The organism is Nocardioides cavernaquae (genome assembly GCF_003600895.1).
Classification (GTDB): domain Bacteria; phylum Actinomycetota; class Actinomycetes; order Propionibacteriales; family Nocardioidaceae; genus Nocardioides; species Nocardioides cavernaquae.
This window is the reverse complement of the sequence record NZ_QYRP01000002.1, coordinates 1,235,552-1,247,240: the sequence shown is the minus strand read 5'-3', so window position 1 is coordinate 1,247,240 and position 11,689 is coordinate 1,235,552. Positions and strand designations below refer to the sequence as shown.

At 67.4% G+C, this 11,689-nt stretch carries 10 protein-coding genes; 1 reads left to right on the top strand and 9 read right to left on the bottom strand.

What is annotated here, in order from left to right; all coding sequences use genetic code 11:
* Positions 1-50: 50 nt before the first annotated feature.
* Entirely contained in the window at positions 51-383 is a 333-nt protein-coding gene (locus D4739_RS06140) for a hypothetical protein (protein WP_120059745.1), read from the top strand.
* 13 nt (positions 384-396) lie between these two features.
* Here the strand turns inward: D4739_RS06140 and D4739_RS06135 are convergent, their stop codons facing one another.
* The 9 genes from D4739_RS06135 to D4739_RS06095 all read right to left on the bottom strand — a co-directional run bounded on the left by D4739_RS06135 (position 397) and on the right by D4739_RS06095 (position 11,632).
* The gene (locus tag D4739_RS06135; protein WP_120059744.1) at positions 397-2,337 is read right to left on the bottom strand and encodes a M13 family metallopeptidase; all 1,941 of its coding nucleotides are present in this window, start codon (positions 2,335-2,337) and stop codon (positions 397-399) included.
* Between the two features lie 107 nt (positions 2,338-2,444).
* Positions 2,445-3,401 (bottom strand): hypothetical protein, encoded by a 957-nt coding sequence (locus D4739_RS06130; RefSeq protein WP_182920328.1) that lies wholly within the window; start codon positions 3,399-3,401, stop codon positions 2,445-2,447.
* 198 nt (positions 3,402-3,599) lie between these two features.
* A complete protein-coding gene (locus tag D4739_RS06125; protein WP_147384829.1) occupies positions 3,600-4,796 on the bottom strand; it encodes a M15 family metallopeptidase in 1,197 nt (398 codons plus the stop codon).
* Positions 4,797-4,876: 80 nt separating this feature from the next.
* Entirely contained in the window at positions 4,877-5,461 is a 585-nt protein-coding gene (locus D4739_RS06120; RefSeq protein WP_120059742.1) for a TetR/AcrR family transcriptional regulator, read from the bottom strand.
* Between the two features lie 148 nt (positions 5,462-5,609).
* Complete coding sequence (locus tag D4739_RS06115) at positions 5,610-5,801, bottom strand: ferredoxin (RefSeq protein WP_120059741.1); 192 nt, start codon at positions 5,799-5,801, stop codon at positions 5,610-5,612.
* The gene (locus D4739_RS17325; protein WP_120059740.1) at positions 5,798-7,312 is read right to left on the bottom strand and encodes a fatty acid desaturase; all 1,515 of its coding nucleotides are present in this window, start codon (positions 7,310-7,312) and stop codon (positions 5,798-5,800) included. The genes D4739_RS06115 and D4739_RS17325 overlap by 4 nt, the downstream gene beginning before the upstream one ends.
* A gap of 243 nt (positions 7,313-7,555) precedes the next feature.
* The gene (locus tag D4739_RS17320; protein ID WP_274380474.1) at positions 7,556-9,088 is read right to left on the bottom strand and encodes a fatty acid desaturase; all 1,533 of its coding nucleotides are present in this window, start codon (positions 9,086-9,088) and stop codon (positions 7,556-7,558) included.
* Positions 9,089-9,246: 158 nt separating this feature from the next.
* The gene (locus D4739_RS06100; protein ID WP_120059739.1) at positions 9,247-10,758 is read right to left on the bottom strand and encodes a fatty acid desaturase; all 1,512 of its coding nucleotides are present in this window, start codon (positions 10,756-10,758) and stop codon (positions 9,247-9,249) included.
* A gap of 115 nt (positions 10,759-10,873) precedes the next feature.
* Positions 10,874-11,632: a maleylpyruvate isomerase family mycothiol-dependent enzyme gene (locus D4739_RS06095; RefSeq protein ID WP_120059738.1), complete on the bottom strand. Its 759-nt coding sequence runs from the start codon at positions 11,630-11,632 to the stop codon at positions 10,874-10,876.
* Positions 11,633-11,689 lie beyond the last annotated feature (57 nt).

Here is an 11,689-nt window from a genome sequence, read left to right as displayed (position 1 = left end):
ACTACGCAAAACCCCATACGGAGAAGGGGATCCGCTGTTTCAATTTCCTCGTGCAGATCCTTGGCGTCGCTCTCCTCCTCCTGGCGCTGGAGGCCTGGAACGTCGGAACCGGCAGTCTTGACGGGGCAACGGTCCTGGCGGTCCAGCTGGTCATCGCTGGAGTCCCGCTCTTCGTGATCTCGCGGTCCTTCCGCAGCGGACGACCGGGCTTCGTCGCGCTCGGCGGGCTGATCGGCGTCGCCGTGGGCGCGGCGTACGTCAGCGTCGTCCTCGGCGGGCACACCGAGGACAACGACCCGCACCGGATCCACCTGCTCACCGGTCTGATGACCGGCATCGCGGCGAGCTGCCTGCTCCCGCTGTCGTTCCGCCGCCGCTACTGAGCCGCGGCGCGGGTCACCAGATCCGGACGCGCTCCGCAGGATCGAGCCACAGGCCGTCGCCGGGCTGGGTCTCGAACGCCTCGTGGAACTCGTCGAGGTTGCGCACGATGTTCGCGCGGAACTCCGGCGGGCTGTGCGGGTCGATCGTGAGGTACTGCCGCTCCTGCTCGATGCGCCGCTTCGTGCGCCACACGTAGGCCCAGTTGGAGAACAGCGTCTGGCTCTCCTCCTTCGTGACCGTGCCGCCGCGCGAGATCGCGTACGCCGTGTGGCCGATCGTCAGGCCACCGAGGTCGCCGATGTTCTCGCCGACGGTCAGCGAACCGTTGACGTGCTCACCGGGGAGGTTGCGCGGCGAGAACGCGTCGTACTGAGCGATGAGGGCCTTCGACTTCACCTCGAAGGCGGCCTTGTCCTCGGCGGTCCACCAGTCGTTGAGGTTGCCCAGGCCGTCGTACTGCGCGCCCTGGTCGTCGAAACCGTGCCCGATCTCGTGCCCGATGACCGCGCCGATACCGCCGTAGTTCTCAGCCGCGTGAGCGTCCGCAGCGAAGAACGGCTTCTGCAGGATGCCCGCGGGGAAGCAGATCTCGTTGGTGCCCGGGTTGTAGTAGGCGTTGACCGTCTGCGGCAGCATGAACCACTCGTCGCGGTCCACCGGCCCACCGAGCTTGCCGAGCTGCCGGTCGGTCTCGAACGCCGCGGCGGCCTGCACGTTGGCCACCAGGTTGTCGGCCGTGACCTCGAGCGCGGAGTAGTCGCGGAACGTCTCGGGGTAACCGATCTTGGGCCGGAAGGTGTCGAGCTTCTCGTAGGCCTTCTGCTTCGTCTCGTCCGTCATCCAGTCGAGCTTCTCGATGCTGGAGCGGTAGGCGCGGAGCAGGTTGTCGACGAGCTCGTCCATCAGCGCCTTGGCGACCGGCGGGAAGTGCCTCGCGACGTACTCCTTGCCGACGGCCTCGCCGAGCGCGCCCTCGACGAGGGAGACGCCGCGCTTCCAGCGGGCGCGCATCTCCGGCGTGCCCGACAGTGTGCGGCCGTAGAAGTCGAAGTTGGTTTCGGCGAACGCCTTCGGGAGGTACGGCGCGACGGAGCGCAGCACGCGGCTGGTGAGCCACTCGCGCCACTGCTCGATCGGGGTGTCGGTGAGGACCGTGGAGAGGTGCGAGAGGTAGGACGGCTGGCGGACGATGACCTCGTCGATGGCGCCCGGCGCTCCGCCGAGGTTGCGCACGTAGGCCGCCCAGTCGAAGGCCGGCGCCAGGTCTTGCAGCTCATTACTCGTGAGCAGGTTGTAGGTCTTCTGGACGTCGCGGGTCTCCGCGCGCTCCCAGTGGCCCGCGGCGATCTTCGTGTCGATCGCCATGATCCGCTCGGCGGCACCCTGCGGGTCTGCCTGCTCGGCGAGGCTCAGCATCGTGGCGAGGTACGCGACGTACTTCTCACGGATCTCTGCGAACTTCTCGTCGCGGTAGTAGCTCTCGTCCGGCAGCCCCAGGCCGCCCTGGGTGATGTGGAAGAGGTATCGGTCGGAGTCCCTGGAGTCGCTGTCGACATAGGACCCGAACAGGCCCGCGCCGCCGACCCGCTCGAGCTCGCCGAGCAGCGCGGCCAGGTCGCGGACGTCGCGGACGCCGGCCACGGCGTCGAGCAACGGCTTCACCGGCGCGATGCCGAGCGCCTCGACGGCGTCCTCGTCCATGAAGCTCGCGTAGAGGGCCGCGATCTTGCCGTTCTCGGTGCCCGGCTCGGGTGCTGTCGCCGCCAGCTCCTCGATGATCTCCCGGACGTGCTCCTCCGCCTGGTCGCTCAGCGTGACGAAGGGCCCCCAGCTCGATCGGTCGCTCGGGATGTCCTCCGTCGCGAGCCAGTGGCCGTTGAGGTGCCCGAAGAGGTCGTCCTGCGGGCGGATCGCCGGGTCCATGCCCGCGCGCGCGTCATCGAGAATGCTCACGCTCCGACCCTAGCCAACCCCGCCGAATGGCCAGGTTCGGCGTGCCGAGAGGTCAGTAATGGCGGCCCGAGGGGTCAGCTCTGGCGCACCCACCCGTCAGATCTGGTTCAGCGCCAGACCTGACGCCGGGGAATCTCACGTGGTGCTCGAGCCGACACGCGGACCTGCTTCGGACGGGTGGCATCCAACGCGCCCCGCAGCTCAGCGAGCCAGCCATCGAGCGCGGGCCCGGACAACTGTCCCTTTCGCACGACGATGACGGCCCAGCCGGCGTCACGCAACGCCTGTCGGCGTTCCTCATCGTGCACTTGCTCCTCTGGTGAGCTGTGGTGCTCCTCCCCGTCGTACTCCACCGCGATGCGAGCGAGGCGGTAGGCAAGGTCGAGACGCACGCGGCCGTAACCCGGCACATCGATCTCGACCTGAGGCTCCGGGATCGGGAGGCCCGCGTCCACGATGGCGAGCAGCGTCCACGCCTCCCGGGGTGATTCGCACTGTCCAGTCACCAACGGAGCGAGCGCCCGCAGCTGGGTGACCCCGCGCCGCCCCTTATAGCGCTCGGCGATCGCCACCAGGTCCGCCCGACTGACCCCGTGGTGCCGCGCGAAGGCGCACATCGCCGCGAAAGCCGCCGAACGTCCCCGGAGACAGGCCAGGTCGGCGGCCGTCCTCACCGGGGTCGTCACCGCAACACCGTCGATGATCTGGACGTCCTCCCGAAGCAGGGCCCGGCTCCCGCCGAGCACCCCTTCGCGACGTACGCGCGTGGCCGACGCCGGCGAGACCACCTCGAGTCGGGGCGGATGCGCGAGCGCGCCGGGATCGAACGCGTCAATCCCGTGCAACCATGCGGCGCTGCGGTCACTCACCACCGCGTGATGCGCCAGCACCAGCTTGGCTGCCGCGAATCTGAGCGCCGGGGAGTCCTCGAGATCCGCGCCCGTGTAGACGCCGTGGAGGACCCGCCGGATGCGCCGCTCGGTCAGTGCGCATCGGAGGTCGTGTCGGCTCCAGCCGAGCGCAGCGACGGTGCCGAAGAGGAATGGGCCGTCAGGAATTTCCATGCGTCAGGTGTACGACGCCGGCGCAGCATCCCGCTCGGCCCGTCGCCCGACCTGTGGATAACCACGCCGTTCCTGGCCCTTCGCCGCACTAGACCTGACGGATGGGCCCACCAAACCCGGCCTTTCGGCCCACCAAACCTGGCCTTTCGGCGGGGGAGGGAGGGAAGGGAAGGGGAGGGGAGGGAAGGAAGGGTGCGGTCAGCCGACCTTCACGATGCGGACCAGCTCGAAGTGCATGGGGTCGGTGTACTTCCACGTGCCACCCCAGGCAAAGCCCCACTTCTCGAAGATCTTCACCACGCTCGGGTTCATCTGGCCCCGGATGCCGCGACCGTTCTCCAGCGAGTTGAGGTCGATCGCCATGCCGAAGGCGTGGTTGGACAGGCGGGTCGAGCCTGCGATGAAGCGAGCGTTGAAGCAGCCGGCGGTCTGGTAGACGTGCTCACTCAGGCCCTGGGCAACCACGTCGTTGAGCGCGGCCCGCAGCTGCGGAAGCATCGCGGTGTTGCAGGTGACGCGGCCGATCAGCGGCATGGTCTCAGTGCGCAGGTGCGAGGCGGTCCAGCTCGATTCGGGGATGACCTGGTTGCCGACGACGCGGTAGCGGTAGATGCCGATGGCGGCACCGACCGAGCCACTGGTCGCGATGGCGACCTGCGGCGCCCCCGGGTTCAGGCCGAGCACCGATGCGATGTCGAGCATCTGGATCGCGGCGTCCTTGCCGACGATCTTCTCGAGCGGCTTGCGGATCGACTGGGGGGATCGCTTCAGCGTCGAGATCAGCATCGCGTTGCCCTCGACCTTGAACAGGTCCTCGCCCCACTCCTCGTTGACGACGAGGTCGATGCCCTTCGGGTGCTCGACGTAGGCCCCGACGTGCACGTCCTGGGCAGCGTCACCGACACCGACCGGGACGAAGTGCTCCTCGTCCTCCACCTTCGGCGCGATGGGACTCGAGATGGCCATCTCTCCGGCCGCCACGCGCGACCAGATCGCGTCCTGCTTGCCTGCGAGCGTGAAGCGTCGGTACGTCGCCGGGTCGACCGCCGCGACGTTGTAGTAGTCGCCCTGGATCGGGGTGTTCGCCATCGAGAAGACGTCGGTGGCAAAGACCCCGTCGATCCCCTCGATCCTCTTGACCATCGAGGAGGAGAGGGTCTCGGTGTCGTAGATCAGGATGTCCGCGCGCGCCACGGCCCCCTCGAGCGCCGGTGGCTGCGGCATGGAGTGGTCGTCGTCGAAGACCGGCACGCTGACGGCCGGAGACGGCGTCCTGCTCGGCTTGGCGGCAGTCTTCTTCGGCGCCTCACCACCACAGGCACCCATCACGGTGCACAGGGCCAGGGCGGCCAACCCTGCCGTCGTACGCCGTGCGCGGCCCAGACCTCGTGCCATGAAAGTGCTCTCTCCCGAATCCCCGAAAGACCCCTCCCCAGGTGTCTCTCCCTCTGGGAACCGAGACTATCCCAGCAGTCTCAGACTGACCCAAGAACGCGCGACGCGATCCAGGTGATGGTGTCGGCCACTGCCTCGGCGTTGCCGGAGGGCTGCATGACGTGGCTCAGCACGACACGGACGATCGCGTCGATGACGCCGTCGAGCTGCCAGTCCTCCAGGTCGAGCGCGAAGGCGGCGAGGTGCTCTCCGATGACCAGCTTGGCGGTCTCCATGAGCGTGCCGGAGTGCGTGGTCAACAGCGGCAGCAGCTCGGTGTCGGCGCCGTGGGTCGCGCTCACGATCGCCTTGATCAGCGCGTTGCCCTCAGCGAGGTCGAGCACTCCCGTCACGGCGGCGCGGATGGCCGTGAAGATGTCCTCCGGGTGAGCCAGGAAGGCGCCGTCGACACGCTCGAGGAAGCGAGCGAGCTCGCCGAGGATCATCGCCTCCGCCAGCGCGGTCTTGGTGCCGATCTCGTTGTAGACGGTCTGGCGGCTGACGCCGACCGCGTCGGCCAGCCGGGACATCGTGACCGATGACCAGCCCTGGGTCGTGGTCACCTCGGTCGCAGCCACGACGATGCGGTCGCGGATCGTGGCCGTCTCGGCGATCCCCACGGTCATGGCGGACAACGGTGGCACCTTTCGATAGTCAGCGGTCGTGCGGTTCCGGCCCGCTCCGCCCACCCGGCGTTTCCGCCTGGCGAACAGATTACGGGCCGGAACCCGGCACTGTCAGCCCGCAGCCCTGCAGCGCCTCGCGCTGCTGGCTTCAGCCTTCCAGCGTCAGCGCGAGGACCGGGCAGGAGTTGACCGCGGCGAGGACCATCTTGCGGTCCTCCTCCGGCGGGTTCTCGTCGTGGATGACGAGCATGTCGTCGTCATCCACCTCAAAGTACTCGTGAGCCATGGACTCGCACATGCCGAGTCCTTCGCACTTGTCGCGATCGACGACGATCTTCATCGCGTTTCCACCTTCAGCGTCTCAGGGTTGACCGGGATGAAGTCCATCTTCTCCCGGACACCGCAGTCAGGACACGTCCAGTCGGCCGGAATCTCATTCCACGCGGTGCCGGCGGCGAAGCCCTCGTGCTCGTTGCCGACAGCGACCTCGTAGACGTAGGAGCAACCCGGGCACTTCGCTGCGAGCACCTCGGTGTCGAAGCTCTGCGCGGTGACGTCCTCGCCGATCACAAAGGCGCCCTCGAGCTCCACGCCGTACTTCGCGTAGTACTTGTCCTTCTTGCGCGGCGCGATGTTGGCCAGCGTGATGTCCCCACCGAGGTGGTCGACGACGCGCTGGTCCATGACCTTGCGCCACAGCGGCGGGAACAGGGCGATCGTCAGCGAGCCGGCGTAGCCCGTGGGCAGCGTCGGGGACTCCTCGAAGTCGCGCAGCGCCTGGTAGCGACGGACCGGGTTGGCGTGGTGGTCCGAGTGACGCTGCAGGTGGTAGAGCACCACGTTGGTCGGGATGTTGTTGCTGTTCCACGAGTGGCGCGGAGCGACACGCTCGTAGCGCTGCTTGCCCTCAGGGCCGACCTTCTGGCGCTTCATGCCGTAGTGCTCGAGGTAGTTGATGACCTCCAGCAGCGAGAACCCGATGACGGCCTGGAGCGCGAGGAACGGCAGGACGCCGACGCCGAGCCACAGGGTGAGGCCACCGAAGAGCACCACGGTCATCAGCCAGGCGTTCAGGACGTCGTTGCCCCAGTGGAACGGGTGCGTGCCCTTGCGGCGGTAGCGCTTGGCCTCGAGCTCCCAGGCCGACTTCAGCGAGCCGGACACCGTGCGCGGCCAGAAGGCGTAGAAACTCTCACCCAGGCGCGAGGACGCGGGGTCCTCCGGGGTCGCGACGCGGACGTGGTGGCCGCGGTTGTGCTCGATGTAGAAGTGACCGTACGCCGACTGGGCCAGCGCGATCTTGGAGAGCCAACGCTCGTTGGCCTCCTTCTTGTGGCCCAGCTCGTGGGCGGTGTTGATGCCGATGCCGCCGATCGCGCCGACGGACAGGGCCAGGCCGATCTTCTCCCACAACGCGAGGTCGAAGTCGCGGACCAGCTGCGAGAAGGCACTGCCGTCGATCGCATCCTTGATGCCGACGAGATCGGCCAGCGCTGCGATCGGGTTGCCGACGACGACCATGTACATCGCAGCGATCAGCACGAAGTACTGGATCGGCAGGTACAGGTAGGTGATCCAGCGGTAGTACTTGTCGTTCTCCAGCGCCTCGATGATGTCGTCAGGCGGGTTGGAGGCGTCGAGCCCGAAGATCAGGTCGAGGATCGGGACGACCACGAGGATCAGGATCGGGCCGGCCCAGAGCACGACGCCGAGCTCGAACTGCGCGTAGGCCAGGACGGCGATGATGCCGAGGCCCGGGATCAGCAGGCCGAGAAGCCACAGGTAGCGCTTCTTGTCCTTCCAGTCTTCGGTCGTTCCTGCTGGAACGGTACCGGCGGTCGGATCCACCATCGTCGAGCCTCCTCGGCTTGCCTTTTACAAAAGCAGGTTGCTTGTAAAGCGTTGACACAACGGTCACATTTGTAAAGACGGCGTGTCAACAAGGTGTCGGGAACACTGCGTTCCAAACAGTGTGAGCCGCACCACGTGCAGCGCTGGAGGCGAGGACGCCCGAGAAACGCCGCAGGCGGCGTACTTGAGAAAGTACGCCGCCTGGACGGTGCGGGCCATGGCCCGCCGGGTTCGGTTCTCCCGTCAGCTGGCCTCGACCTGGAGGGTCTCCGGGTCGACCGGGACGAAGTCGAGCTTCTCCCGCACGCCGCAGTCGGGGCAGGTCCAGTCGTCCGGGATCTCGTTCCAGGCGGTGCCGGCGGCGAAGCCCTCGTGCTCGTTGCCCGCCGCGACCTCGTAGACGTAGGAGCAACCCGGGCACTTCGCCGCGAGGACCTCGATGTCGAAGTGCTGCGCCGTCACGTCCTCGCCCGCCTCGACCCGCTGCTGCTCGGCGGTGCCGTACTTCGCGAAGTACTTCTCGCGCTTGCTCGGCTGGATGTTGGCCTGGGTGATGTCGTTGCCGATGTGGTGGAAGACGCGGTCGTCCATGACCTTGCGCCACAGCGGCGGGAACAGCGCCAGCGTCAGCGTGCCCGCGTAGCCGGTCGGCAGCGCCGGGGACTCCTCGAAGTCGCGCAGCGCCTGGTAGCGGCGGACCGGGTTCGCGTGGTGGTCCGAGTGACGCTGCAGGTGGTACAGGAAGATGTTGGTGACGATGTTGTTCGAGTTCCACGAGTGGCGCGGGGCGACCCGCTCGTAGCGCTGGCGCTCGGGCGGACCGACCTTCTGGCGGCAGAGGCCGTAGTGCTCGACGTAGTTGATGATCTCCAGCAGCGAGAAGCCGGCGACGATGATGACCAGCGCGTACGGGAGCAGCCCGATGCCGAAGTAGGCGATCGAGGCACCGAAGAGCACCGCAGACATCAGCCACGCGTTGAGCACGTCGTTGCCCAGGTGGAACGGGTGCGTGCCCTTGCGCTTGTAGCGCTTGGCCTCGAGCTCCCAGGCGCTCTTGAAGGAACCCGAGACGGTGCGGAACCAGAACGTGTAGAAGGACTCGCCCAGGCGCGAGGAGGCCGGGTCCTCGGGGGTGGCGACGCGGACGTGGTGACCCCGGTTGTGCTCGATGTAGAAGTGGCCGTAGAAGGTCGGCGCAAGGGCGATCTTCGAGAGCCAGCGCTCGACCGACTCCTTCTTGTGGCCCAGCTCGTGCGCAGTGTTGATGCCGATGCCCATGACGGCGGCGGCGGAGAAGGCAATCGACGTCTTCTCGAACCAGGTCAGGTCGGAGGCGCCGTTCTCGGCCATCGGGCGGACCAGGTCAGCGCCGAGGTTGGCGGCGGCCCAGTCGGTGATGTTGAGCAGGTTGGTGACGGCGAGGATCGGGTTGCCCTGGGTGACCAGGTAGAAGACCGCCCAGAGGATGAAGAACTGCAGCGGCAGGAACGCGTAGACCACCCAGCGGTAGTACTTGTCGTTCTCGAGCGCCTCGATCACCTCGTCCGGCGGATTGGACGAGTCCTTGCCGAAGATGAGGTCGAAGACCGGGATGATCACGTTGACCAGAGCCGGCCCGGCGAGCAGCAGCCACCACCAGTCGGTGTAGGCATAGGCCACCACGGCCAGGATGCCGAAGCCCGGGACCATGAGGCCGAGAAGCCACAGGTAGCGCTTCTTGTCCTTCCATGCCTCCGTGGACCCCACGGGGACGGTGCCAGCGGTCGGATCGATCATGTTGCGAGCCTCCTCAGACTCTCCCTTTACAAGAGCCCTCCCCCTGTAAAACCTCACGGAGGCTCGCATGACGTTCATACAGGTGTCAAGGACATGGTGTTCGAGACAACACCCGCGGTCTGGTCCGGCCGTTGAGCCTCCGGCTGCCGGGCCTCAGGTCAGCGGGCGTCGACCTTCAGGGTCTCCGGGTCGACCGCGATGAAGTCGACCTTCTCGCGCACCCCGCAGTCCGGGCAGCACCAGGTGTCGGGGATCTCGGCCCACGCCGTGCCGGCGGCCCAGCCCTCGTGCTCGTCACCTGCCGCGACCTCGTAGACGTAGGAGCAACCCGGGCACTTCGCCGCGAGGACCTCGACGTTGTCGAAGGAGTGCGCAGTGACGTCGTCGGCGACGGGCACGACCTCGTGCGGCGCCGCGGCGTACTTCTCGTAGTAGTACGCCCTCTTGCGGGGCTGGATGTTGGCGAGGGTGATGTCGCCGCCGAGGTGGGAGAGCACCTTCTTGTCCATCACGCGTCGCCAGACGGGCGGAATGACCGCGAGGACGATGGCGCCGGCGTAGCCGCACGGCAGCACCGGGGCCTCTTCGAAGTCGCGCAGGGCCTGGTAGCGGCGGGTGGGGTTCGCGTGGTGGTCCGAGTGGCGCTGCAGGTGGTACAGGAAGATGTTGGTCACCCGGTTGTTGGAGTTCCACGAGTGCCGCGGGGCGACGCGCTCGTAGCGCTGCTTGCCCTCGGGACCGACCTTCTGGCGCAGCATGCCGTAGTGCTCGAGGTAGTTGACGACCTCCAGCAGCGAGAAGCCGAACACGATGTTGATCAGCAGGTACGGCGCGATGCCGACGCCGAGCCACGCGATCAGGCCACCGAAGAGCACGACCGACATGGCCCAGGCGTTGAGCACCTCGTTGCCGAGGTGGAACGGGTGCGTGCCCTTGCGCTTGTAGCGCTTGGCCTCGAGCTCCCACGCCGACTTCAGCGAGCCCGACACGGTCCGCGGCCAGAACTCGTAGAAGGTCTCCCCGAGCCGCGAGGAAGCCGGGTCCTCAGGCGTGGCCACGCGGACGTGGTGGCCCCGGTTGTGCTCGATGTAGAAGTGACCGTAGAACGACTGGGCGAGCGCGATCTTGGAGAGCCAGCGCTCGACCGACTCCTTCTTGTGGCCCAGCTCGTGCGCGGTGTTGATCCCGATGCCCGCGACGCAGCCGGCGGTGATCGCGACGCCGATCTTGTCCCAGACGGAGAGCGTGACCTCGTCGAAGATCCCGGCGCCGGGGACGGTGCCGAACAGGTCGGCGACCGCCGCGAACGGATTGCCCACCGCGATGAAGTACATGACGGCGGCGAGCCCGGCGTACTGGAACGGCAGGTAGGCGTAGGTCACCCAGCGGTAGTAACGGTTGTTCTCGAGCTCGTCGATCATCTCCTCCGGCGGGTTCTTGCCGTCGAGGCCGAGCAGCACGTCGAGCAGGGCGATGACCACGAAGATCGCGATGGGCCCGATCCAGAGCGCCCACTTCCAGTCCAGGCCGGTGGCCCCCATGATGCCGAGGAGCGGCAGGATCGGGACGACGATGCCCAGGAGCCAGGCGTACTTCTTGCCGTCCTTCCACTCCTCGCCGTCGATGCCGGTCGTGCCGTCGCGAACGGTGCCCGCCGTGGGATCAGTCATTGGTGCGCCTCCGGATCCTTCGTCCAGACCGACTCTTTACAAATGGAGCCGATCTGTAAACTCTCTTGACGCCCAGTCTCCTTTTGTAAACACAGGGTGTCAAGGGTGTGAAGGGTCACCAGACGATGCGGCTGCGCTCTCGCCACAACTCGGGTACCGCGTGCGCGGCGGCACGGTTCCACAGCTGCAGGTAGAGACTCACCGCGCCACCTGTCAGCTGGATGTCCGCCGCAGCGCACCGGGTATCCGCAACGGAGACCTCCTCCGTCACCGCGGGCTCGGGCGAGACGGACACCAGCCAGGCCCGCTCCCCCTCGTCGGGACGGACCGCGATCGTGACCGGCTCGTCCGAGCGCAACGTCGACTTCGGCCGCGGAAGGAAGCCACGCACCAGCTCATCGATCCCGTCGAGCGCGAGCGCCGGACCGATCCAGGTCTCCTCCCCCGACGGCGCCCGCCCGAGCGCGGCCGCCATCGCGTCGACGGCATGGATGGTGGTCTCGTGGCACTGCCGCCGCGCCCAGAACTGCCGCGGGCCGGGTGCATCGTGGAGGAAGACGGGAGCGCCGACCGTCTCCGGCGCCTGGGTCAGGGCTGTCACGAAGTCGATCGCGCCGTCGCGCAACCACTCGACCGGATCGATGGAGGTCTGACCCTCCCGCTCGAGCGCCTCGGGGTCAGAGCTCAGACCGCGTAGGTTGCCCGCAGCCCAGCGGTGCACCATCCCCTGGTGGGCGATCAGGTTGCGGACGTTCCAGTCCGGCGTGGTCGGCACCCCCGCGCGCAGGCCGGCGCGGTCGGCGTACCGGACGAAGGAGACCAGCGCCTCCCGTAGTCCTTCGAGGTGCTCGGTGACAGACAGCGTGGTCGGCATGGGGCCAGCGTCTCAGCAACTGCGACGCGGGGTCCTGCGATTTTTCGGTCGCGGTGA

Bases quoted from the DNA above. Each gene is read 5' to 3' on its own strand.
- D4739_RS06130 (WP_182920328.1), bottom strand. From the start codon at position 3,401: ATGGAAATTCCTGACGGCCCATTCCTCTTCGGCACCGTCGCTGCGCTC.
- D4739_RS06125 (WP_147384829.1), bottom strand. From the start codon at position 4,796: ATGGCACGAGGTCTGGGCCGCGCACGGCGTACGACGGCAGGGTTGGCC.
- D4739_RS06120 (WP_120059742.1), bottom strand. From the start codon at position 5,461: ATGACCGTGGGGATCGCCGAGACGGCCACGATCCGCGACCGCATCGTC.
- D4739_RS06115 (WP_120059741.1), bottom strand. From the start codon at position 5,801: ATGAAGATCGTCGTCGATCGCGACAAGTGCGAAGGACTCGGCATGTGC.
- D4739_RS17325 (WP_120059740.1), bottom strand. From the start codon at position 7,312: ATGGTGGATCCGACCGCCGGTACCGTTCCAGCAGGAACGACCGAAGAC.
- D4739_RS17320 (WP_274380474.1), bottom strand. From the start codon at position 9,088: ATGATCGATCCGACCGCTGGCACCGTCCCCGTGGGGTCCACGGAGGCA.
- D4739_RS06100 (WP_120059739.1), bottom strand. From the start codon at position 10,758: ATGACTGATCCCACGGCGGGCACCGTTCGCGACGGCACGACCGGCATC.
- D4739_RS06095 (WP_120059738.1), bottom strand. From the start codon at position 11,632: ATGCCGACCACGCTGTCTGTCACCGAGCACCTCGAAGGACTACGGGAG.